The organism is Azospirillum himalayense, from assembly GCF_042657465.1.
GTDB lineage: Bacteria > Pseudomonadota > Alphaproteobacteria > Azospirillales > Azospirillaceae > Azospirillum > Azospirillum himalayense.
In genome coordinates, this window is record NZ_JBHSLC010000004.1 from 43,256 (window position 1) to 65,639 (window position 22,384).

The window sequence follows — 22,384 nt, forward strand, 5'->3', positions numbered from 1 at the left end:
GCCGGTCAGAAGCAGGCGCCGACCGCCGCCGCCAGCGCGTCGCGCAGGTCGGAATCGTCGGTCAAGGGCAGGATGATGGCCATCCGGCAGGCGGCCTCGGGCGCCACGCCGCGGCCGATCAGCCGGCCGGCGTGGATCAGCATGCGGGTCGAGGCGCCCTCCTCCAGCCCGCGGCCGCGCAAGTTGCGGCTGCGCTCCGCCACCGCGACGACGCGCCGGGCCATCGCCGGTTCGATCCCGGCCTCGTGCGCGACGATCCCGGCTTCGACGGCCGCCGCCGGATAGCCGAACTCCAGTGCGGCGAAGCGCTGCTTGGTGGATTCCTTCAAATCCTTCGCCACGCTCTGGTAACCGGGATTGTAGGCGACGACGAGCTGGAAGTCGGGGTGGGCGGTCAGCAGCTCGTTCCGCTTGTCGAGCGGCAGCGCCCGCCGGTCGTCGGTCAGCGGATGGATGACGACCGTGGTGTCGGCCCGCGCCTCCACGATTTCATCAAGGTAGCAGATGGCGCCGTGGCGCACCGCCAGGGTCAGCGGCCCGTCCTGCCACACCGTCCCCTCCGCCTCCAGCAGGTAACGGCCGAGGAGGTCGGAGGCGGTCAGGTCCTCGTTGCAGGCCACGGTGACGAGCGGCAGGCCGAGCCGCCACGCCATATGCTCGACGAAGCGGGTCTTGCCGCAGCCGGTCGGCCCCTTCAACATCACCGGCAGGCGGTCGGCGTGCGCCGCCTCGAACAGGGCGACCTCGTCACCAGCCGGGCAGTAGTAAGGTTCCCGTGCGATCCGGTAGGTCTGGAGCGCCATGCCGTCCGCCTTTCGCGATGCGATTGCCGGCGGTCAGCGGTGCGCCGGCTCGTCCGACGGGATGCCGTCGATCGGGCATTCGGGCGTGCCGACCGTCGGGCGGGTGAAGGATTCCACCATGGCCCGCGTGCCCTCGGGGTCGGTCACCCACTGCCGGTAGAAGTCGTAGGGGCAGGCCGCCTCCCCCTTCACCCCGTCGTGGCTGTTGATCATGCCGGTGTAGCCGCGGTGGACCAGCTTGAAGAGGTGGTTCTCCGACTGCCCGTGCTTGCGGAAGTCGCGGATCAGCGACTTGGAGAGCTGGGCGTACTGGATGCCGTACTCCTCCTCGCCGCATTCGCCCAGCGTGCGGCCGTCGAAGCCGACGATGGCGGAATGGCCGAAATAGGAATAGACGCCGTCGAAGCCGGCGGCGTTGGCCACTGCGACATAGGTGTTGTTGGCCCAGGCCATCGCCTTGGCCATCAGCACCTGCTGGTCCTTGGCCGGGTACATGTAGCCTTGGCAGCGGACGATCAGCTCCGCCCCCTTCATGGCACAGTCGCGCCAGATCTCGGGATAATTGCCGTCGTCGCAGATGATCAGGCTGACCTTCAGCCCCTTCGGCCCCTCCGACACGTAGGTGCAGGTACCGGGGTACCAGCCCTCGATCGGCACCCAGGGCATGATCTTGCGGTATTTCTGCACGATCTCGCCCTGATCGTTCATCAGGATCAGCGTGTTGTAGGGCGCCTTGTGGGGATGTTCCTCGTGCCGCTCCCCAGTCAGGGAAAACACGCCCCACACCTTCGCCTTGCGGCAGGCGGCGGCGAAGATCGCCGTCTCGTCGCCGGGGATGGTCGCGGCGGTCTCGTACATCTCCTTGGAATCATACATGATTCCGTGGGTGGAGTATTCGGGGAAGATCACGAGGTCGAGGCCGGGCAGGCCCGTCTTCATGCCGATCAGCATGTCGGCGATCTTCTGCGCGTTCTCCAGCACCTCCGCCTTGGTGTGAAGGCGCGGCATCTTGTAATTGACGACGGCGACGCCGACGGTGTCGTTGCTGCTGGTGATATCGCCGTGGATCATCTCGATCTCCCTTGCGTGACAGGGGCACGGGGCGGCGCGCGCGGGAAGCGGGCTGGGCATCCGGCTTCCGCATTGTTTTCGCACGCTTCTTCGTCCCGACCGATCATCGGGGAGTGATCGTTTGGCGGGAATACGCGATTCCCCGTATGGCCGGTCAGCCCCCGGGTCACCCCGACGACGGCGTCCCACCCTCCGCGAAATGGCAGGCGACGAGGTGGCCCGGCGACAGCGCCCGCGTCGCCGGCGCCTCGCGCCGGCACCGATCGGCGGCGATCGGGCAGCGCGTGTGGAAGCGGCAGCCCGACGGCAGGTCGTAGGGGCTGGGCGTGTCGCCGGTCAGTCCCGGTCCGGCGGGAGCGGAGGGGCCGTCGATGCGTGGCGCCGCGTCGAGCAGGGCGCGGGTGTAGGGATGGGCCGGCCGGCGCCACAAGCTGTCGCGGCCACCCAGCTCGACGATCCGCCCGAGATACATCACCGCCACCCGGTCGGAGACATACTCCACCACCGACAGGTCGTGGCCGATGAACAGGAAGCTGACGCCCAGCGTGCGCTGGAGGTCGGTCAGCAGATTGAGGATCTGCGCCTGGACCGAGACGTCGAGCGCCGAGACGGGCTCGTCCAGAACCACGACCTTCGGTTCCAGCGCCAGCGCGCGGGCGATGCCGATGCGCTGGCGCTGGCCGCCGGAGAATTCGTGCGGCCGCCGCTGCGCCGCCTCGGCCGGCAGCCCCACCTTGCGCAACAGGTCGGCGACGCGCGCGCGCCGCTCGGCCCGGCTGCCGATGCCGTGGATCTCCAGCGGCTCGGCCAGCAGGTCGCCGACCGTCCAGCGCGGGTCGAGCGAGGCCGCCGGGTCCTGCAACACCATCTGGAGGTCGCGCCGCGCCGCGCGCATCCGACGCCGCGACGCATGGGTGATGTCCATGTCCCCAAGCCGGATGGTCCCGGCGCTGGGGTCGAGCAGCCGGACCACCGCCCGCGCCAACGTCGATTTTCCACAGCCGGATTCACCAACGATACCCAGCGTCTCACCCGGCGCCAGTTCGAAGGAAACGTCGTCCAGCGCGTGGACAACGCCGCGCGCCGTCCGGTATTCGACGGACAGCCCGCTCACCCGCAGCACCGGGACGGCCGGCATGGGGGTGGCGTTGGCCTCGGCGGCGAGCATGACGTCAGATGGCACGGGTCTCTCCCGCATGATGGCAGGCGACAAGGCCGCTTCCGACCCGGCGCGACGGCGGAACAGCCTGGACGCAACGCACGTCGGCCAGCGGGCAGCGCGGAGCAAAGGCGCAGCCGGACGGCATCGCCGCCAGCGCCGGAACGGTGCCGGGAATCTCGGCCAGACGCTCCCGCACCGCGCCGGCCGCTCCGGCCCCCGCTCGCGGCTGCGCGGCGATCAGGCCCTGGGTGTAGGGATGGAGGGGATCGGCGAAGAGGTCTCGGGTGTCGCGCTCCTCCACCTTGCGGCCGGCATACATCACCAGCACGCGGTCGACGTAGCGCGACACCACGCCAAGGTCATGGGTGATGAAGACCACGGCGGTGCCCTGCTCGCGCCGCAGCTCGTCGATCAGGCCGAGGATCTGCGCCTGGATGGTGACGTCGAGCGCGGTGGTCGGCTCGTCGGCGACCAGAACGGCCGGGGCGCCGGCGAGCGCCATGGCGATCATCACCCGCTGGCGCATGCCGCCCGACAGGCGGTGCGGATACTCGGCGAAGCGGCGCTCCGGATCGGGGATGCGCACCCGCTCCAGCAAGGCCAGCGTCCGCTCGCGCGCCGCCTTGCGGCTGACCGGCTCATGCTCGAGGATCGCCTCCATGATCTGCTCGCCCACGGTCAGCACCGGGTTGAGCGCGGTCATCGGCTCCTGGAAGATCATCGCGATGCGGATGCCGCGCACACGCCGCAGGGCCGCTTCGTCAAGCGCCAGCAGGTCACGGCCCTCCAACCGCACCGTACCGCCGGTCACCCGGCCGGGCGGCGGGATGAGCCCGAGCAGCGCCAGCGCGGTCAGCGACTTGCCGCAGCCGCTCTCGCCGACGATGGCCAGCATCTCGCCGCTCTTGACCGAAAAGGAAAGCTCGCGCACCGCCGGCAGCAGGCCGCGGCGCGTCTGGAAGCCGATCGACAGGCCGTCGACGGCCAGGACCGGTTCCCTCGGCACGGCGTCGCTCATCGCCGCTCTCCCTTGCTGCTCAGCACGTCGTTCAGGCCGTCGCCCAGAAGGTTCAGCGCCAGCACGGCGATGACGATGGCAACGCCGGGGATGGCGGCGACGTGCGGATCGGTGCGGATCGTCTCGCGTCCCGCCCCGACCATGCCGCCCCAGCTGACGACGTTGGGATCGCCGAGACCGAGGAAGGACAGCGAGGATTCGGTGAGGATGGCCGTCGCCACCAGGATGGAGGCCGATACGATCACCGGCGCCAGCGCGTTCGGCAGGATGTGCCGGAAGATGATCCGGGCGTCGGACGCGCCCAGGATGATCGACGCCTGCGCCAGTTCGCTGTTGCGCAGGCGAAGCACCTCCGCCCGCACCAGCCGCGCCAGCCCCGACCAGGAGGTGATGCCGATGGCTGCGGTGATGGTGGCGATGGACGGCTGCAGGATGGCGACCAGCGCCAGCGTGAACAGGAAGGGCGGGATGGTCTGGAACAGCTCGGTCACCCGCATCAGCGCCCGGTCGATCCGCCCGCCGTAATAACCGGACAGCGCGCCGATGCCGATGCCGATCACCAGCGACACCAGCGCCGCCACCCCGCCGATCAGCAGCGAGACGCGGGCGCCGTGGAAGATGCCCGACGCCAGGTCGCGGCCCATCATGTCGGTGCCGAGCGGGAACGCGGCGTCCTCGCCGGGGCGCAGCAGCGGCATCCCCGCCATGTCCAGCGGGTCGCCGGTGAAGGCGATGTCGGCGAAGGCCGCCATGGCCAGGATGCCGGCCAGCAGGATCAGCCCCAGCAGCGCCGACGGGCGGCGCAGCAGCCGTCCGACGGTGGTGTCGCGGAAATCCGTCCGAGCCGGCGGGAGGGAAACAGTCTCGGGAAGCGCCATCGGTCAGTTGAGTTCAATGCGCGGGTCGAGCAGCGTGTAGACGAGATCGACCGCGATGTTGACGAGGACCACGACCACCGACGAGCAGAACAGGATGCCGAGCAGCAGGTTGAGGTCGCGCTGGAAGAGCGCCGCGAAGGCCAGCCGGCCCAGCCCCGGCCAGGAGAACACCGTCTCGACCAGAACCGCCCCGCCGAGGATGGAGCCGAGCTGCACGCCGAGCGTGGTGACGATCGGCAGCAGGGCGTTGCGCAGCACATGGCGCCAGGCGATGCGGCGGGGCCGCACCCCCTTGGCCCGCGCGGTGCGGACGAAGTCCTGACCATAGACCTCCAGCATCGCCGCCCGCATCAGCCGGGCGTAGATGGCGAGGTAGAACAGCCCCAGGGTCACCGCCGGCAGCACCAGATGCAGCGCCACGTCGCCGACCAGGGCGAGGCCGCTCAGGTTGGCCTCGACGCTGGTCATCCCGCCGACCGGCAGCCAGTCGAGCAGGACGGAGAAGACGACGATCAGCATGATGCCGACCCAGAAGACCGGGGTGGCGTAGAACAGCAGCGCCACGATGGAGATCACCGTGTCGGTCAGCTTCCCCGCCCGCCGCGCGGCGAGGAAGCCCAGCGAGCAGCCGGCGACCAGCGCGAAGCCGATGGCGGTCCCCATCAGCAGCAGAGTCGCCGGCAGGCGTTGCAGGATCAGCTCCGACACCGGCAGCGACTGGCGGAAGGAGTAGCCGAGGTCGAAGGTCACCAGATTGCCGAGATAGCGCAGGAACTGGACGTGGAGCGGCTGGTCCAGCCCGAACTGCCGGCGCAGCGCCTCCATGTATTCCGGCGTCGCCGCCCCGGACTCCCCCGCCAGCACCTGGGCCGCGTCGCCGGGCGCCAGATGCAGCAGGAAGAAGTTGATCAGCGCAATGCCCAGGAGGACGAAGACCACCTGGGCGGCGCTGCGCCTGAGATAGGTCAGCACGGCGCGTCAGTTCCCCTTCGGGGCGTTCACGAAGCGGGCGTTCTTCAGCGAGGAGTAGACCTGATCGCCCTGCTCGACGATGCCCTCGAGGTCGGACGAATAGACCGAGAAGAAATTCAACTCCAGCAGCGGCAGCGACGGCACGTCGCCCAGCACGATGTCCTGGAACTCGTTGAACTGGGCAACGCGCGTGGCCGGATCGCCCTCGAAGCCGGCGGCTTGGATCAGGGCGTCGGCCTTGGCGTTGCGGTAGCCCGAGCCGTTGGTCCAGGGCGTGCCGGTGCCGAGCCAGCCCGACCAGAAGGCGCGCACCACGCCGATCTGCGGATCGGGGAAGGCGTTGTTGTAGGAGATGGCGAAGTCGAAATCGCGGTCGACATAGACCCGCTTGATGAAGGCGGCGCTGTCCTGCGAGCGGATGGTCACCTCGATGCCGACGCGCTTCAGCGCCTGCTTGAGGAACTCGCCGGTGCGGCGGTAATCGTCGCCATAGGGCAGGAAGTCATGGGTCAGCGTGAAGCGCACGCCGTTGGCGTCACGCTTGAGGCCGGCCTCGTCCAGCAGCGCCTCGGCCTTCTTCACATCGAAGGGGTACTGCGGCAGCTTGGCGTTGTGGAAGGTGACGAGCGACGACGGCACCGGGCTGATCGCCGGCTTGGCGTAGCCGAACCACACGATCTTCGCCAGGGCGGCGCGGTCGATGGCGTGGGCGATGGCCCGGCGCACCCGGACGTCCTTCAGATACTGGTTCTCGACGTTGAAATCGAGATAGAGAAGCGGCGACAGCCATTCATAGCCGCGGGTGTCCACCTTCAGGCGCGGCAGCTTGGCCAGCCGCTCGGCGTCGCGGAAGGGCACCGGGTTGTAGGGGGCGTACTGGATCTCCCCCTTCTCGATGGCGGCGGCGCGGGCGGCGGCGTCGGGGATCATGCGGAACAGCAGCCGGTCGAGATGCGGCTTGCCGGCCTCCCAATAATCCGGGTTGCGGGTCAGCTCGACATACTCGCCGCGCTTCCACTCCTTGAAGACGAAGGGGCCGGTGCCGACCGGCTTGTTGTTGTAAGGGTTGTTGAGGACGTCGGTGCCATCGTAGAGGTGCTTGGGCAGGATCGGGGCGCCGACGCCGTTCAGCACCGACAGGATCGGCAGCGACGGCTTGGACAGGCGCAGGATGACGGTGGCGTCATCCGGGGTGTCGACCTGGGTGACGTTTTCGAACAGCGATTTGTTGCGCGGATGGATGGTCTTCCAGACATTCTCCAGCGACCATTTCACATCGGCGGCAGAGAAGGGCTTGCCGTCATGCCATTTCACACCGCTGCGCAGGTGGAACGTGATAGTCAGGCCGTCGGGCGCCACCTCCCAGCGTTCGGCCAGCGCGGGCTTCGGCTTCAATTCGAAGTCGTAGGTGACGAGGCCGTCGAAGATGTTGCCGGCGACCACCTGGGTCGGCTGCGCCATGTTGGTCGAGGGCGTGAGCGTCACGGGTTCCGGCTGCAGGATGATGCTGAGGGTGCCGCCCTGGCGCGCTTCCTGCGCCGCGGCGCCTCCCTGCGAGCCGGGAATCACGCCGACCACCACCGCAGCCGTCATCATCGCCGCGGCAGCCACCACCAACCTCCGGCGGACACCGCCTGCGACCCGCCAATCCCGTCCCATCATGCTGCTCTCCGGCGCGAACTGTGTAAGGCGGCCGATTAAGCCCAGCGACCGCCGGGAGGTCAATATGATTTCACACAAAAGCATCTCTGGTATGCCACAAAAAACAACTGTTATATTAGTAAATACTTAACCCGAAACTCCGCCTCGGATTGGAATTCGGCCGCAGCCATGGCCTCTGTGCGCTCGGCCCTCTCGGCCTCGGCATGGAAACGCTGGACACGCTGTCGGGAGGCCAGCGGCAGATGACGGCGCTGGCCCAGGGGAGTTGCACTTCGGCCCGGTTGGTCCGGCGCCGCTCGTACGGGCGGAACAGGTCGTCGAGGTTGCCGAACGTGCGGGCCAGGAAGAAGTCCTCGCGCACGTAGCGGAAGGGCCGCTCGACTTTGCCCTTGGTCTTGGCGCGGTAGGGTTTGCAGGCCTTGGGCAGGAAGCCGTAGTGGGCGACCAGGTCGAGGAGCTTGGCGTTGGAGGCGATGCCCCGGCCCGGCTGGTCCGGGTCCTCGGCCTCGCCGAGCACGGCGGTCTTCATGCGGTCGTAGAGGATCTGCCCGGGCACGCCGCGGAAGGCTTCGAAGGCGGCGATGTGGCAGCGCAGAACGGTCGGCAGGTCCTGGCGGGCGACGAAGCGGGCCCACATCATGCGGCTGTGGCCGACCACCATGGAGAAGAGGCAGACGACCCGTTCCGCCTCGGGCTCGTCGGTGAAGGTGGTCTCGAAGAAGGCGAAGTCGACCTGGGCCTGCTCGCCGGGCGGGGTTTCGAAGCGGCGCTCGAAGGCCGGGGTAGCCTTCCCGGACTGGGGTGCCGGTTCTCAATCCGGTCGATGATGTCGGCCACCAGCTCTGCCGCCTGCGCTCGCATGTCCGCTCCCATGCCAAAGACATGGGAACCGGCAGGCGGTTACCCGATCGCGCTCGCAGCCAACTTCGGAGAGTTCCGGAAACCGGACCATATGGTGCTCAGCGAAACGAACGGTAGCAGACTTCGTCAGACTGATCATATCGTCAGCATGCACAACACCCCGACTATCTCCGTCGTTTGAAAACCGAAACTCGAAACAACAACGGCGCGCATATTCCTGTATGCATCAGAAAAAATGACGCATGCCAAGCTCATGGTTCGCATGCTAATAATTATAACAACGCTACACTCATTAACTAAGTTGGAAGAAGACGATGATGCGGTTGGTTAAACTTGCCATACCAGCAGTTACACTTGCCATGCTTTCGGGCTGTTTGGCAACAAACAAAGCTGAATTCCACGACCCGAACGAAACCGCCATCGATTTCACCAAGAGAATATCGGTTGAGTTCTCTAACAAGCTAGACAAAGTTATTAATAGCACCTTGTCCAGTTCGCCAGTTGACAAAGGTGATTATATAGAGAAAACTGGCTACTTTTTTGCCACATCCGCAGGACTTAGCGGAACCCAGCAAGCTTACGTTGATTTTTGCCAATCAAAGGGCAATACAATGAATGATAACTTCTGCCTTGATAAAGATAAGAATGTAATTTTTATGGCTATCCTTAGCTCAAAAGCCGGCAATGTACCGGATGGCGTCAACTATACAGTTGCTCAACCAAAAGACCCTAAAGGCTCGACCTCCTTGAATGCCATGGCTGAAAATGCGAGGAAGGAAATTGAATATGCGAGGCAAGCCCGTAGGGTTATGGTTGAATCAATCCAAAAAGATAAAGAAGATGAAGAGGCAAGAGGAATAGCTTTCTACTCAAAAGTCGGGAGAGGAGATCGAGTCTGCTCATCCCGCTCAGCTTTTAGCCAAGAATATTGGGGATTTATTGAGGATAAATCAAACGGAAAGTACAAGCTAATGGTGAAGGGGTCCAAAAACAGCTATAGAATGGCGCATTTCCGTCCCGACGAGCTTACCTGGGTAGATCCTCGCCAGTGGCTGCCCTGTTAAAAGCCATTGCTCTACCCCCCTCCGCGGGTGAACACCAGAGGGGGCATTGTGTTTTGGAAAACTTGTTCACCAGAGCGGCTTCAGCGTGTCGGCAACCAGCCACAGAGCCGTGCCCCGGTGAGGTTGTGGGCCAAGATCTGCTCAGCCGAGCCCTCGCTCAGCGCGTCGGCTCGGCTTATGTAGATCGGGCGCCAAGCGGCGCACCCGTCAGTCGCGGGACCAGCCGTCGCGCAGCCGCTCAGCAGCCTTATGTCGCCGACGTTCGGGATCTCGTCCTATATGAGCACCTGAAGGATCGTGGCGCGCTTGAGCATGGACATCGAGGCGCCATGGACGATGGCGGCGAGCCGATCGACAAGCACGCCGCGCCGCGAGGCTGACGCATGAGCGACCTTTCCACTACGGAATCACAGGAACGAAAACGTTTCGGGGCGTCCGAGGCGGCGCGCGTATCGGGCCGGTTCTTGCGGACCACACAGCATCACGCGGCGGAGATTTCCCGTGCTGCTAAGCTGTTCGGCCGCTGGACCTTCGATGCCAACCGGCTGCCGGCAGGAGGAATCCGCCGGCCTGACGTGGGGACAGGTGAACCTGAAGGCCGGAACGGTCACCTTCCTGAAGACGAAGACCAGCCGGCCGCGCGCGATCCGCCTGGAACCGGACACGCTGGCGATGCTGACAGCCATGCCCCACTTCCTGGGATCCGACACGGTGTTCTGACACGGGAAGGGCACGCGTCATCTCAAGGTGTCGTCACGGTTTCGGGAGATGGTGCGGTCGGCACAAAAGTCGGCACAGCGGGCGGGCACACCGTTCCGGCCCTTCCGGTGCCACGATCTGCGGCACGGCTTCGCCATCCGGGCCTTGCGGAACGGGTGGGACATCTACGCCCCGTCCAAGCACCTGGGGCACAGCAGCGTGAAAACGACGGAGATTTCTTGGGGTACGTCCCGGCCAGGGCCGGCACAAAAACCGGCACATCTATAACGGTTTCTCCTGGGTTGCATCCCCAGGAAACCGCCAAATCAGCCAGCTAAGTATTTGATTTGAAAGGAATGGCGGAGGGGATGGGATTCGAACCCACGATAGGGGTTTGAGCCCCTATAACGGTTTAGCAAACCGCCGCCTTCAGCCTCTCGGCCACCCCTCCTGCCGGGGCGGCGCTCTGTGGCGCCGCTGGCGTGGGTGCGTTCTAACGGTCCGAATGGGGCCTGTCAACGCTTACTCTCCAAAAATGTGATCAAACCAATAAAGAAAAAATCTGTATCAAATTTTATGTACTTTTTAGAAAATTGGAGGTAGCTTACCACCTGAACGCGATAGCAATTCTTGGTCGGGGGGGGACGCCATGAGCTTGTCACGCCGCTGCGCCGAAACGCTGATCGATCTGGTCGAGATCAAGCTGAGCTGTCTGGAGATCACCGATCGCGAGGATCTGCGCGAAAAGGAGCTGCTGCTGCGTTGCGTTCAGGAACTCAAGGCCGAAGTGCAGGGCGAAAGCGGCGCCACGGCCGCCTTCGCCGCGCCCAAGCGGCGCGGCCGCCGCCCCAAGCATCTGCAGGTCCGGGACCTCCACGCCTGAGACGATTCCTCGTCCAGGGCCTTCCGTCAGACCGGAACAACCGGGCCCGGTTCGGGCGACAGGGCCGTCGGTGGAACGGCCTCCCGCGCGATGCGGCGCGGCAATCGCAGAGTGAACCCGGTCCCTTGCCCGGCCACTGAACGCACCACCACCGTACCGCCCAGCACGCCCATAACCGTGCTGTGCACGATATGCAGCCCGAGCCCCGAGCCGCCCTCCCCACGCTTGGTCGTGAAGAAGGGTTCGAAGACCTTCGGCAGATGATCTTCGGGAATACCGGACCCGTCGTCGGAAAAGTCGATAACGACGTGATCGTCTCCATCGGCATGGATCACAATGCGGATGGTTCCCCGCTGGTCCTCACCGTAGGCATGGATCAGTGCGTTGATCACGAGGTTGGTCAGCACCTGACTCAGCGCGCCGGGGAAGCTGTCCATCTCCAGTCCGTCCGGACAGTCCACCTCGACCGTCACCAGCGTGCGCTTGAGCCGGGGCCGCAGGGAGAACAGCACCTCGTCGACGTAGGTGCGCAGATCGAAGGACCGCCGCTCGCCGGAGGTCTGGTCCACCGCCACCTGTTTGAAGCTCTGCACCAACGCCGCCGCCCGGTTCATGTTCGACACCAGCAGGCGCGCCGCCTCCGTCACCGAATCCAGATACTCGGCCAGGGTGGTTTTCTTGAGCGTCCCCGAATCGAATCGGGCGTGCAGGTCGCGGGCCTGTTCAGCGATGTGGCTGGCGGCGGTGAGGCCGATGCCGATGGGCGTGTTGATCTCGTGCGCCACCCCGGCGACCAATTGTCCCAGAGAGGCCATGGCTTCCGCCTGGATCAAACTTTCCTGGGCGGCGCGCAGTTCGGCCAAGGCGCGCTCCGCCTCGTCGCGGGATGCCGCCATGGCGGCCTCCACCGCCTTGCGGTCGTTGATGTCGTAGAGCCAGGTCAGAAGCGCCGGCTCCCCGTCCATCTCGATCTCGCCCCAGCTCGACAGCACCCAGATGATCGTCCCGTCCGGCTTGCGGAAACGCACTTCGGCGTCGCGAAAGGGACCTTCCCGTTCGAAACGGTCGATCAAAGCCTGACGATCCGCCGGATCGGCGTACAGCCGCTCGGCGGGCATCGGCAGCAGGTCGTCGCGCGACCGGCCCAGGATGATCTCCGACTGTGTGTTGCAGAACACCAGCAGGCCGTCGCGGCGCGTGATGTTCACGGCGATGGGACTGGCCTCCAGGATGCGCAGCAGCCGCTCCTTGCCGGCGCGGACCTCCTCCTCCTGGCGGCGGCGCTCGGTGATGTCGGTCATGATGCCGACGTAGCGCACCGCCTGACCGGAGGCGTCGCGAATCGCCCGCCCCTGCGCGGCGATCCACATCCAGCTGCCATCGGCGCGGCGCAGCCGGTAATCGTAGGCATAGGCCGCGGTTTCGCCCCGCAGATGGGCGTCGATGGTGGTCAACACGCGCTGCCGGTCGTTGGGATGCAGGCGGACGTCCCAGAAGTCGGGGGGCATCTCCGGCGGCTCGGCGTAGCCCAGCATGCGCGGGAAGCTGTCGGACCACCAGCAGGTCCCCCGCGGAATGTCGGTGTCCCACACCGCGGCTCCGGTGGCGTCCAGGGCCATTTCCAACCGGTCGGCCAGATCGCGGCGCACCGCGTCGGCCTTCTTCTGCTCCGTCAGATCGTAGAACCAGCTGATGTGGCAGCGCCGCCCTTCGAAGTCGATGACGGTCGAACTCAGCGAACCCATGCAGGTTTCGCCGTCGCCGCGGCGCAGCAAAACCTCCTGTCCGTCGAAGAGGCCGTCGGCGTACAGGCGATCGATGGCGGCCCGGCGGTCCCGCGGGTCATGATAGAGCGGCCACATGCCGTCGCGCTGGAGCTGCTCACCGCTGACTTTGAAACAGGTGGCGGCGCTGGGGCTGTGGTAGAGATTGTCCCCGTCGCGCGTGTTGATGAGAACACCGATGGGTGCGGTGTCCAGAATGGCGCGCAGCCGGTCTTCCGGCGCGCCGGAGGCGTTCAAGCCTTCCGCCGGAGGCCTTGCCCCCATGCGCCGCGCCGCCAGCACGCCGGCGAGAAATCCGGCCAGGAGACCGGCGAACAGCGCAAACAGCGCCACCGTCAGCGAATCTGCAATCATTGGGCCTCCCGCCGGCCCCACTTGAAACCGACGGGAGAACAAAATCAACGGTTATGACGCCGCACCATGCCATGGCATGGCGTCACAACCGCTTCCCGATCAGCCCTTCAGCTTGGTCATCAGGATTTCGTTGACCAGGGCCGGGTTGGCCTTGCCCTGGGTCGCCTTCATGACCTGACCGACGAAGAAGCCGAACAGCTTGTCCTTGCCCGACCGGAACTCCGCCACCTTGTCGGCGTTGGCGGCCAGAACGGCGTCGATGGACGACTCGATGGCTCCGGTGTCGGTGACCTGGCGCAGGCCCTTCTTCTCGACGATGTCGGCGGGCTTCTCGCCCGTTTCGAACATCGCCTCGAACACCTCCTTGGCGATGCGGCCGGAGATGGTGTTGTCGGCGATCAGGTCGATCAGGCCACCGAGGTTCTCCGCCGAGACGGGGCTCTCCTCGATCTCCTTGCCGGCCTTGTTCAGATAGCCGAACAGCTCGCCGGTGACCCAGTTGGCGGCCAGCTTCGGGTCGCGGCCCTTGGCCACCGCCTCGAAGAAGTCGGCGCGGGCCTTCTCCGACACCAGCACGTTGGCGTCATAGGGCGACAGCTTGTACTCGCTGATGAAGCGGGCCTTCTTGTCGTCCGGCAGTTCCGGCAGGGTCTTCTTGATGTCCTCGACCCAGTCGGCGTCCAGCTCCAGCGGCAGCAGGTCCGGATCGGGGAAGTAGCGGTAGTCGTGCGCCTCTTCCTTGGAGCGCATGGAGCGGGTCACGAACTTGGTCGTGTCCCACAGACGCGTCTCCTGGTCGATCTTGCCGCCCTCCTCGATGATCTCGATCTGGCGGCGCGCCTCGTACTCGATCGCCTGCATGACGAAGCGGATCGAGTTGACGTTCTTGATCTCGCAGCGCGTGCCGAAGGGCGCACCCGGCTTGCGCACCGACACGTTGACGTCGCAGCGCATGGAGCCTTCCTCCATGTTGCCGTCGCAGGTGCCGAGGTAGCGCAGGATGGAGCGCAGCTTGCGCACATAGGCGCCGGCCTCCTCCGCGGTGCGCATGTCCGGCTCCGACACGATCTCCATCAGCGCCACGCCCGACCGGTTCAGGTCGATGTAGGTCTTGGCGGGGTGCTGGTCGTGCAGCGACTTGCCGGCGTCCTGCTCCAGGTGCAGGCGCGTGACGCCGACCGTGCGGGAGGAGCCGTCCGGCAGGTCCAGCACGATCTCGCCCTTGCCGACGATGGGCTGCAGATATTGGCTGATCTGATAGCCCTGCGGCAGGTCGGCGTAGAAGTAGTTCTTGCGGTCGAACACCGAGTGCAGGTTGATCTGCGCCTTCAGCCCCAGGCCGGTGCGCACCGCCTGCTCGATGCAACGCTCGTTGATGACGGGCAGCATGCCGGGAAAGGCGGCGTCGACGAAGCTGACCTGGCTGTTCGGCTCCGCGCCGAAAGCGGTGGCGGCGCCGGAGAACAGCTTGGCGTTCGAGATGACCTGGGCGTGGACCTCCAGCCCGATCACGATTTCCCAATCGCCCGTTTCGCCCTGAATGTACGACATCGGTCTCTTCTCTCGTCCGGCTCAGGCCATGAACGGCGGGGTGGCGGTGACGGCGGCGGCCTTCTCGATGACCTGACCGACGCGCAGGACGGTCTCCTCATCGAAGGGCCGGCCCAGCAGCTGGAGCCCCAGCGGCAGCCCGTCCGACCCGACGCCCGCCGGAACCGACATGCCCGGCAGGCCGGCCAGCGAGGCCGGCACCGTGAACACGTCGTTCAGGTACATCTGGATCGGATCATCCATCTTTTCGCCGATGGCGAAGGCGGTGCTCGGCGCGGTCGGCGTCAGGATGACGTCGCACTGCTTGAACGCCTCGTCGAAGTCCCACTTGATGCGCGTGCGCACCTGACGGGCCTTGTTGTAGTAGGCGTCGTAATAGCCGGCCGACAGCACGTAGGTGCCGATCAGGATGCGGCGGCGGACCTCCTTGCCGAAGCCGGCGCCGCGGGTGTTCTCGTACATGTCCTTCAGGCTGGCGCCCTCAACCCGCAGGCCGTAGCGCAGGCCGTCGTAGCGCGCGAGGTTCGACGACGCCTCGGCCGGAGCGACGATGTAGTAGGTGGCCAGCGCGTACTTGGTGTGCGGCAGGCTGATCTCCACCGGCTCGGCGCCGGCCTGCTTCAGCCATTCGATGCCCTGGTCCCAGATCGCAGCGATCTCGGCGGGCATGCCCTCCACCCGGTATTCCTTGGGAATGCCGACCTTCAGGCCGCGGATGTCGCCGGTCAGCGCGGCGCGGAAGTCCGGCACCGCCATGTCGACCGAGGTCGAATCCTTCGGATCGAAGCCGCACATCGAGCGCAGCATGATCGCCGCGTCCTCGACCGTGCGGGTCATCGGGCCGGCCTGATCCAGCGAGGAGGCGAAGGCGACCACGCCCCAGCGCGAGCAGCGGCCGTAGGTCGGCTTGATGCCGACGATGCCGGTGAAGGCGGCGGGCTGGCGGATCGAGCCGCCGGTGTCCGTGCCGGTGGCGCCCAGCGCGGCGCGCGCGGCCACCGCCGCGGCCGAACCGCCCGACGAGCCGCCGGGAACGAGCTGGCGCGACCAGTTGCCGACCTCGCCCGGGCTCCACGGGCTGATCACGTTGCCGTGGTGGGAGGTGATGTTGGCCGAGCCCATGGCGAACTCGTCCAGGTTCACCTTGCCCAGCATGACGGCGCCGTCGCGCCACAGGTTGCTGGTGACGGTGGACTCATACTCCGGCTTGAAGCCGTCGAGGATGTGGCTGGCCGCGGTGGTCGGCACGCCCTTGGTGCAGAACAGATCCTTCACCGCGATGGGCAGGCCCTCCATCGGCCCGACTTCGCCCTTGGCGCGGCGGGCATCGGAAGCCTTGGCCATCGCCAGCGCCTGCTCCGGCGTCTCGGTGATGAAGGCGTTCAGCGGGCGGATGGTCTCCACCGCCTTGACGTGGGCCTCGGTCAGTTCGACCGCGGTGAATTCCTTCTTGGCGAGGCCGTCGAGGGCCTCCGCCATGGTCAGATGCGTAAGACCGGTCATCACTCGACCACCTTCGGAACGACGTAGAAGCCTTCGGCCGTCTCCGGGCCGTTGGAGAGGACGGCGTCGCGGTAACCGCCATCGGTCACCTCGTCCTTGCGGCGGCGCAGCTTTTGCGCGGCAACGCTGGTCATCGGCGGCACGTCCTGCGTGTCGACCTCGCCCAACTGTTCGACAAAGGTCAGGATTTGGCTCAGCTCACCCGCCAGGTGATCCAGTTCATCGTCCGGCACCTTGATGCGGGCCAGATGCGCGATCTTGGCCACGGTGGCCTTGTCGAGCGACATGCCTTCCACTCTCTTCCGAAACGTCTGGAAAAACGGCTTGGAAGCTATCACCCGAATTCTATTACCGCAATGATTCAGGGCTATCCGCCCGAGGTCATCGCGTTTCGTCCGCCCGACCTTCTCCCCTTCGGGAGAGGGAACGGCGCGTGCGGCAGCCATGCCCGACACCTCCGCCGGGCTTGCCGTCCGGGCTTGCGGCTTCTATGGTCCGCAGCATGATCCACACGCTTCCCGAACTGGCCGCCCGTCTGGGCCGGGGCCAGCGCCTGCTCGGCCTCGACGTCGGCACCAAGACCGTCGGCATGGCCGTGTCCGACCCGAACTTCGTCGTCGCCTCGCCGATCGGCACGTTGAAGCGCACGAAGTTCACCCAGGACGCCCGCGAGCTGTCGCGGACGCTGCGCGATTACGGGATCGGCGGGCTGGTGATCGGGCTGCCGCTGAACATGGACGGGTCGGAGGGGCCGCGCGCCGAATCCACCCGCGCCTTCGCCAAGAACCTGATGGAGCGGTCCGACCTGCTGGGCTGGGACGCCGAGATCGCCTTCTGGGACGAGCGGCTGTCGACCTCCGCGGTGGAGCGTTTCATGATCGGCGAGGCCGACATGACCCGGAAACGCCGGGACGAGGTCGTGGACAAAATGGCCGCCGCCTACATCCTGCAAGGCGCGCTGGACGCGCTGGCCCACATCCGCCGCATGGAGCGGGAGCAGCGGGAACGCGACGAGGAAGACGGCATCGGCGGCGACAGCGGCGGAGACGCCTGATGGCCCCATGCTGCCCATCGCCGGGGCGTTGGCCCCGATCTTCCTGTTGATCCTGTTCGGACAGGGGCTGCGCCGCCGCGCCGTGATCCCCGACTCCGCCTGGCCGTCGCTGGACCGGCTGACCTACCTACTGTTCTTCCCCTGCCTGATCGTCGACGAGTTGACGCGGACCGATCTGCGCGCGCTGTCCATGGGGTGGTCGATGGGCGGTACGATGGCGGCGGGGATCTTCGCCGGTGCCGCCCTGGCGCTCGCCGTCCGGCGCCCGATCGGGCTGGATGGTCCGGCCTTCACCTCGGTCTTCCAGGGGGCGATCCGACCCAACACCTATGTGGGTCTGGCGGGGGCAAGCGCGCTCTACGGGTCCGCCGGGCTGACGCTGACGGCGGTGGGCATCGCCGTGGTGGTGCCGCTGGTCAACCTGCTCTGCGTCACGGCGATGGTGCGCTATGGGCGCGTGGCGGACGGCACGCCGCAGCGCAGCGGCGTCGGCGCGGTCGTCTCCGGCATTCTGCGCAACCCGATCATCATCGCCGTCGCCATCGGCGCCGCCCTGAACCTGAGCGGGATCGGCCGGATTCCGGTGGTCGGGGACGTGGTGGGCATCCTGGCGCGGGCCGCCTTACCCATGGGGCTGCTGTCAGTCGGCGCCGGTCTGGACCTCGCCGCGGCGCGCGGTGCCGGGCTCGGCGTGGCGCTCTCCAGCGTCCTGAAGTTGCTGCTGGTCCCCGCCGCGACGGCGCTCGCCGGGCTGTGGCTGGGGGTGGACGGGCTCCCGCTGACCATCGCGGTGCTGTTCAACGCCCTCCCCTGCTCGGCCAGTTCCTATGTGCTGGCCCGGCAGATGGGCGGCGACCACGCGCTCGTCGCCGGCATCATCACCGTCCAGACACTCGCTTCCGCCGCCACGCTGCCGCTGGTCGTCGCCTTGGCAGGGTGAGGGGCCGTCACGACCATAGTGAGGCTCCCTCAGCAGTAAGGCCCCATCAACGCCTCATCAGCGCGAACACGCCCCACCCCAGATAGTCACGCGTGTGGGTGGCGTAGCGCTCGGGCTCCGAGGTCAGCTTATCCCGGACATCCTGCGCAAGTTCGTCGTCGGGATTGGCTTCGAGCCACCGGCGCATGGTCAGCCATTTGGCCGCCTCGTAGCGATCCCATCCGTCCTGATCGGCCAGCATCATTTCAACGACGTCGCAGCCAAGCTGGCGAAAGGACGCGAGCAGGCCCGGAAGCGTGAGAAAGTCGGAAACCGCCCGGGCAAGACATCCCTTGGCGACGTCGTCCGTCGGCGGCAGACGCCGCCAGTAGGGCTCCCCGATGAGGATGATTCCGCCGCGGCGCAGGCTGCGCTCCAGCAGTTCGATCGTGCCGGCGACTCCACCGCCGATCCATGTGGCCCCGATGCAGGCCGCCACGCCGACCGGCTCGGCGGAGACATAACCCGCGGCATCGCCATGGATGAACGTGACCTGGTCAGCAACGCCGAGTTCCACGGCACGACGCTTCGCCTGCTTGGTGAACAGTCGGCTCATATCGACGCCGGTGCCGACGATGCCGTGATCGCGCGCCCATGTGCAGAGCATCTCCCCCGAACCGCTGCCGAGGTCGAGCAAGCGGGTCCCCGCCTCCAGACGCAGCGCAGCGCCGAGTGTGGCAAGTTTCTCCGGGGTGATCGGATTGTGGATGCGGTGAGCGCTTTCCGTTATGTTGAATATTCGCGGAATGTCCATTGCCAAATTCCCAAATTAACGCGAGCAATTCCTTCTTCAGCCCGAGCAGTCCTTCTGAAAACATCTGAGCGGATTCAGGTTACCACAACCCCATTCTCGGCAGCCGGAATTCCGTGCTGGTGCAATAATGTGCGACGACTTGTCCAGCGGCTTACGGCGGCTCGGGAGCGCCCTGGGGGAAGCGCTCCAGCCCGTCGTCGATCGTATAATAGTCCGCCTTGTCCGCCACATGGATGTGCCGCAGCGTGGCGAGCCCGGTCGGTTGGTCCAGGCTCCCGGCGGCGACGTCGAACAGGTCGGACCCGTCGCCGTTCCAGAACAGAGACGAACCGCATCGCGAGCAGAAGCCGCGTTGCGCCTTCCCCGAGGACTGGTACCAGGACAGGGTGCCTTCCGAATCGGACACGGCCACCGTCTCGCGTGGGATGGTGATGTAGGCGCCGAAATGGCCGTGGAAGCGCCGGCACTGGCCGCAATGGCAGTTCACCACCCCCATGGGCCGCTCGGCCACCTCGTACCGGACGGCGCCGCACAGGCAACCACCGGTCAACGTCGCGCCGTCGCTCATGCCTCAATCCTCCATCGGGTTGTTGAAGAGGGTCTGGTTGCCGGGCTCCGTGCTGGTCCGGCGGAGCAGACCGTCGTCGCACAGGCTGTAATAGTCGCCCTTGAAGTCCACCCAGATGTGACGGTCGGCCTGCAGGCCGGTCGGTTCATCCAGGCTGCCCGCCGCGGCGTCCATGCGCGGCTCGGCGACCGGGTCCCAGAACAGGCCGGTTCCGCAGCGTGAACAGAAGCCCCGCCGCGCGCGTTCCGACGACGCGTACCAAGCCAGGGTGTCGTCCGCCACCAGGCGAAGCGCGTCCCGCGGGAATGTGGTGTAGGCGCCGACATGGCTGTGCTGGCGCCGGCACTGGCCGCAATGGCAGAAGGACACTGGCGACGGCGTCGCCATGATCTCATAGCGCACGCCGCCGCAGGCGCAACCGCCGGTCCAGACCCGCCCGTTCCCGCCCTCCGTCATGGGGTCAGCCCTGCCAGAAGGGCTTGTCGGCCTCGGTCACCGCGTCGGCGCGGGACAGGCCAATGTCGTGCAACAGATGATCGGGCAAAGCCTCCAACGCGCGCCGCTGGCGCCGCCGCTCATTCCAGGTCGCCACCGTGTCGAACAGGGTGACCAGCACCCCGCCGAAGCCCTGGCCGGGCCGCTCCTGCGCGTCGGTGCGTGTGTTCATGCTGCCATTCATGCTCTGGGTCATGACCGCGTCTCCTCTTATGTCCGGTCGTCGTCGGGACCTTTGCCCGACGTTCAGGACTGTGTTCCGTGACTGGAGGATGGGCCACCCGATCCTTGCGCACAAACGACGCTTTCTCATAGTTTGGATTAGGAAAACTAATCCGAAGCCCGTGTCCCGGAGTCGCTTCATGGCCCGCCGCCTGCCGCCGCTGAACGCCCTGCGCGCCTTCGAATCCGCCGCCCGGCACCTGTCCTTCACCAAGGCGGCGGAAGAGCTTCACGTCACCCAGGCCGCCGTCAGCCACCAGATCAAGGGATTGGAGGAATGGCTGGGCATGCCGCTGTTCCGCCGGATGAACCGCGCGCTGATCCTGACCGAGACCGGGCAATCCTACCTGCCGCCGGTGCGCGACGCGCTCGACACGCTGTCGCACGCCACGGAGCGGCTGTTCCGCATGGACGGGTCCGGCGCGCTGACCATCTCGACCATGCCCAGCTTCGCGGCGAAGTGGCTGGTCATGCGGCTCGGCCGCTTCCAGGCCCGCCATCCGGAGCTGGAGGTGCGGCTGCACACCACCCCGCAGCTTGTCGACTTCAGCCAGCAGGACGTGGACATCGGCATCCGCTTCGGCGCCGGCAACTGGCCCGGCCTGCGCTGCGAGCGGCTGATGACCGAGGACATCTATCCGGTGTGCAGCCCATCGCTTCTCGACGGCCCCCGCCCCCTGTGCTGCCCGGAGGACCTGCGCCACCACACGCTGCTCCACGACGACTACTTCATCACCTGGGGCACCTGGGGCGAGGCCGCGGGGATCGCTGGGCTGGACCACGCCCGCGGCCCGCGTTTCGACGATTCGGCGCTGCTGCTCCAGGTCGCGGCGGAGGGCGGCGGCGTGGCGCTGGCCCGCGGCGTCCTGGTGGCGGACGACGTCGCCGCCGGGCGGCTGGTCCGGCTGTTCGACGTCCATCTGCCGGGCAACTACGCCTACTACGTCGTCGCCCCGCCCCATTACTTCTCGCGGCCGAAGGTGAAGGCGTTCCGTGACTGGCTGTTCGAGGAAGCCGCCGCCGACCCTGCGGCCGGACACAGCCGGGCCTTGTCCGCGGCGGAGTCCGCCACAACCTCTACCCCAGACGCCTGAACAGACGCCTGACCGGGGAAAGGTTGCGCCATGACGCCCGCACGCCCACTCGCCCTCGCCGCCCTGCTGTCCGCTTCGCTGGCTTGGCCCGCCGCCGCCCATCATGGCTGGGGCGGCTACGAGTCGGACAAGGAGATGACGCTGACCGGCACCGTGCAGCAGATCGCCTTCAACAACCCGCACGCCATGCTGAACCTCCAGGCCGACGGCAAGCTCTGGCACGTCGTGCTCGCCCCGCCCAGCCGCATGAGCACGCGCGGCCTGCCCGCCGATTCGATCAAGCCCGGTCAGACCGTGACGGTGGTCGGCTATCCCGCCAAGTCCGACCCGGCGGAGCTGCGGGCGGAGCGCATCACCGCCGCCGACAAGACCATCGAGCTGCGCTGACGACGCCCCCGCGCTCGGTCGCAACATGGACCACGATCTTGCCCCCACCGGCCCCGGCTGGCTCGTCGCGCTGGAAACGTCCGGGCTCGGCGAGTCGCTGCGCCAGTCGGTCTGGCTCTACCCGCTGGTCGAGATCACGCACATCCTCGGATTCGCCCTTCTGGTCGGGGCGATCCTGGCCTTCGACCTGCGGCTGATCGGGGTCCGGGCGCCGCTGCTGCCGGCGGATGCGCTGGCGCGGCTGCTCCTGCCGGTGGCGGTGACCGGCTTCGCGCTGGCGGTGCCGACCGGCCTTCTGCTGTTCACCACGGAAGCCACCGCCTTGGCCCGCAACCCGGCTTTCCTGGCGAAGCTGGTGCTGATCGGGCTGGCCTTGCTGAACATCCTGGCCTTCCACGGGCTCGCCGGCCGTCGCATGGCGGAGTGGAGCCTTGCGGACCGGCCGCCGCCGGGCGCCCGGTTCGCCGGCGCTGCCTCGCTCGCGCTGTGGGTCGGTGTCCTGGCCTGTGGGCGCCTCATCGCCTACCTTTAAAAAGGGCATAGGGCGCGCTTGCGGGCGTCCGGGA

The 22,384-nt window shown here is 66.7% G+C and carries 24 protein-coding genes, 1 tRNA gene and 1 pseudogene; 9 read left to right on the forward strand and 17 right to left on the reverse strand.

Going from position 1 to position 22,384, the window contains the following annotated elements:
* Nucleotides 1–5: 5 nt before the first annotated feature.
* The 8 genes and pseudogenes from ACFPMG_RS02190 to ACFPMG_RS02225 form a co-directional block, all read right to left on the reverse strand.
* Nucleotides 6–803 carry a CbbQ/NirQ/NorQ/GpvN family protein gene (locus ACFPMG_RS02190; protein ID WP_376993604.1) on the reverse strand — a complete coding sequence of 266 codons (798 nt, stop codon included), beginning with the start codon at nt 801–803 and terminating at the stop codon, nt 6–8.
* A 33-nt stretch (nt 804–836) separates the two neighbouring features.
* Nucleotides 837–1,874 carry an aliphatic amidase gene (locus tag ACFPMG_RS02195; RefSeq protein WP_376993605.1) on the reverse strand — a complete coding sequence of 346 codons (1,038 nt, stop codon included), beginning with the start codon at nt 1,872–1,874 and terminating at the stop codon, nt 837–839.
* Between the two features lie 166 nt (nt 1,875–2,040).
* Nucleotides 2,041–3,072 carry an ABC transporter ATP-binding protein gene (locus ACFPMG_RS02200; protein WP_376993825.1) on the reverse strand — a complete coding sequence of 344 codons (1,032 nt, stop codon included), beginning with the start codon at nt 3,070–3,072 and terminating at the stop codon, nt 2,041–2,043.
* Nucleotides 3,047–4,054, reverse strand: coding sequence for an ABC transporter ATP-binding protein (locus ACFPMG_RS02205; protein ID WP_376993606.1), 1,008 nt, complete (start codon nt 4,052–4,054; stop codon nt 3,047–3,049). The genes ACFPMG_RS02200 and ACFPMG_RS02205 overlap by 26 nt, the downstream gene beginning before the upstream one ends.
* A complete protein-coding gene (locus ACFPMG_RS02210; protein ID WP_376993607.1) occupies nt 4,051–4,932 on the reverse strand; it encodes an ABC transporter permease in 882 nt (293 codons plus the stop codon). Before ACFPMG_RS02210 ends, ACFPMG_RS02205 begins: the two co-directional genes overlap by 4 nt.
* Before the next feature lie 3 nt (nt 4,933–4,935).
* A complete protein-coding gene (locus tag ACFPMG_RS02215) occupies nt 4,936–5,904 on the reverse strand; it encodes an ABC transporter permease (RefSeq protein WP_376993608.1) in 969 nt (322 codons plus the stop codon).
* Nucleotides 5,905–5,910: 6 nt separating this feature from the next.
* Complete coding sequence (locus tag ACFPMG_RS02220; protein ID WP_376993609.1) at nt 5,911–7,566, reverse strand: ABC transporter substrate-binding protein; 1,656 nt, start codon at nt 7,564–7,566, stop codon at nt 5,911–5,913.
* A 310-nt stretch (nt 7,567–7,876) separates the two neighbouring features.
* Nucleotides 7,877–8,341 (reverse strand): annotated as a pseudogene (locus ACFPMG_RS02225) (DDE-type integrase/transposase/recombinase); the annotation flags it as partial.
* 400 nt (nt 8,342–8,741) lie between these two features.
* Between ACFPMG_RS02225 and ACFPMG_RS02230 the strand changes: the two are divergent.
* The 3 genes from ACFPMG_RS02230 (at nt 8,742) to ACFPMG_RS02240 (ending at nt 10,478) form a co-directional block, all read left to right on the forward strand.
* Nucleotides 8,742–9,491: a hypothetical protein gene (locus tag ACFPMG_RS02230; RefSeq protein ID WP_376993610.1), complete on the forward strand. Its 750-nt coding sequence runs from the start codon at nt 8,742–8,744 to the stop codon at nt 9,489–9,491.
* A 534-nt stretch (nt 9,492–10,025) separates the two neighbouring features.
* Nucleotides 10,026–10,211, forward strand: coding sequence for a site-specific integrase (locus ACFPMG_RS02235; protein WP_376993611.1), 186 nt, complete (start codon nt 10,026–10,028; stop codon nt 10,209–10,211).
* Between the two features lie 48 nt (nt 10,212–10,259).
* Complete coding sequence (locus tag ACFPMG_RS02240) at nt 10,260–10,478, forward strand: site-specific integrase (protein WP_376993612.1); 219 nt, start codon at nt 10,260–10,262, stop codon at nt 10,476–10,478.
* 69 nt (nt 10,479–10,547) lie between these two features.
* Here the strand turns inward: ACFPMG_RS02240 and ACFPMG_RS02245 are convergent.
* Nucleotides 10,548–10,641: transfer RNA gene (locus ACFPMG_RS02245), tRNA-Ser, on the reverse strand.
* Nucleotides 10,642–10,839: 198 nt separating this feature from the next.
* Between ACFPMG_RS02245 and ACFPMG_RS02250 the strand changes: the two genes are divergently transcribed.
* A complete protein-coding gene (locus ACFPMG_RS02250) occupies nt 10,840–11,073 on the forward strand; it encodes a hypothetical protein (RefSeq protein ID WP_376993613.1) in 234 nt (77 codons plus the stop codon).
* Between the two features lie 26 nt (nt 11,074–11,099).
* Here the strand turns inward: ACFPMG_RS02250 and ACFPMG_RS02255 are convergent, their stop codons facing one another.
* From ACFPMG_RS02255 to gatC, 4 genes are all read right to left on the reverse strand, one after another.
* Nucleotides 11,100–13,211 (reverse strand): PAS domain S-box protein, encoded by a 2,112-nt coding sequence (locus ACFPMG_RS02255; RefSeq protein ID WP_376993614.1) that lies wholly within the window; start codon nt 13,209–13,211, stop codon nt 11,100–11,102.
* A gap of 99 nt (nt 13,212–13,310) precedes the next feature.
* Nucleotides 13,311–14,762 carry an Asp-tRNA(Asn)/Glu-tRNA(Gln) amidotransferase subunit GatB gene (gatB, locus tag ACFPMG_RS02260; protein ID WP_376993615.1) on the reverse strand — a complete coding sequence of 484 codons (1,452 nt, stop codon included), beginning with the start codon at nt 14,760–14,762 and terminating at the stop codon, nt 13,311–13,313.
* A gap of 21 nt (nt 14,763–14,783) precedes the next feature.
* Entirely contained in the window at nt 14,784–16,265 is a 1,482-nt protein-coding gene (gene gatA / locus ACFPMG_RS02265; RefSeq protein ID WP_376993616.1) for an Asp-tRNA(Asn)/Glu-tRNA(Gln) amidotransferase subunit GatA, read from the reverse strand.
* The gene (gatC, locus tag ACFPMG_RS02270) at nt 16,265–16,552 is read right to left on the reverse strand and encodes an Asp-tRNA(Asn)/Glu-tRNA(Gln) amidotransferase subunit GatC (protein WP_376993826.1); all 288 of its coding nucleotides are present in this window, start codon (nt 16,550–16,552) and stop codon (nt 16,265–16,267) included. Before gatC ends, gatA begins: the two co-directional genes overlap by 1 nt.
* A gap of 215 nt (nt 16,553–16,767) precedes the next feature.
* On the opposite strand from gatC, the gene ruvX reads away from it, so the two are divergent.
* Nucleotides 16,768–17,319: a Holliday junction resolvase RuvX gene (gene ruvX / locus ACFPMG_RS02275; protein ID WP_376993617.1), complete on the forward strand. Its 552-nt coding sequence runs from the start codon at nt 16,768–16,770 to the stop codon at nt 17,317–17,319.
* Nucleotides 17,320–17,326: 7 nt separating this feature from the next.
* A complete protein-coding gene (locus ACFPMG_RS02280; RefSeq protein ID WP_376993618.1) occupies nt 17,327–18,259 on the forward strand; it encodes an AEC family transporter in 933 nt (310 codons plus the stop codon).
* 46 nt (nt 18,260–18,305) lie between these two features.
* Here ACFPMG_RS02280 and ACFPMG_RS02285 read toward each other — a convergent pair whose 3' ends face one another.
* The 4 genes from ACFPMG_RS02285 to ACFPMG_RS02300 all read right to left on the reverse strand — a co-directional run bounded on the left by ACFPMG_RS02285 (nt 18,306) and on the right by ACFPMG_RS02300 (nt 20,311).
* Nucleotides 18,306–19,052 (reverse strand): SAM-dependent methyltransferase, encoded by a 747-nt coding sequence (locus ACFPMG_RS02285; RefSeq protein ID WP_376993619.1) that lies wholly within the window; start codon nt 19,050–19,052, stop codon nt 18,306–18,308.
* Between the two features lie 151 nt (nt 19,053–19,203).
* On the reverse strand, nt 19,204–19,620 hold the full coding sequence (locus tag ACFPMG_RS02290; RefSeq protein WP_376993620.1) for a GFA family protein: 417 nt from the start codon (nt 19,618–19,620) through the stop codon (nt 19,204–19,206).
* 3 nt (nt 19,621–19,623) lie between these two features.
* Complete coding sequence (locus ACFPMG_RS02295; RefSeq protein ID WP_376993621.1) at nt 19,624–20,076, reverse strand: GFA family protein; 453 nt, start codon at nt 20,074–20,076, stop codon at nt 19,624–19,626.
* Nucleotides 20,077–20,080: 4 nt separating this feature from the next.
* The gene (locus ACFPMG_RS02300) at nt 20,081–20,311 is read right to left on the reverse strand and encodes a DUF1127 domain-containing protein (protein WP_376993622.1); all 231 of its coding nucleotides are present in this window, start codon (nt 20,309–20,311) and stop codon (nt 20,081–20,083) included.
* 166 nt (nt 20,312–20,477) lie between these two features.
* Between ACFPMG_RS02300 and ACFPMG_RS02305 the strand changes: the two genes are divergently transcribed.
* The 3 genes from ACFPMG_RS02305 to ACFPMG_RS02315 are packed head-to-tail and all read left to right on the forward strand — an operon-like array spanning nt 20,478 to nt 22,350.
* On the forward strand, nt 20,478–21,431 hold the full coding sequence (locus ACFPMG_RS02305) for a transcriptional regulator GcvA (RefSeq protein WP_376993623.1): 954 nt from the start codon (nt 20,478–20,480) through the stop codon (nt 21,429–21,431).
* A gap of 30 nt (nt 21,432–21,461) precedes the next feature.
* Nucleotides 21,462–21,818, forward strand: coding sequence for a DUF6152 family protein (locus tag ACFPMG_RS02310; protein ID WP_188260664.1), 357 nt, complete (start codon nt 21,462–21,464; stop codon nt 21,816–21,818).
* Nucleotides 21,819–21,843: 25 nt separating this feature from the next.
* Entirely contained in the window at nt 21,844–22,350 is a 507-nt protein-coding gene (locus tag ACFPMG_RS02315; RefSeq protein WP_376993624.1) for a hypothetical protein, read from the forward strand.
* The last annotated feature ends 34 nt before the right edge of the window (nt 22,351–22,384 follow it).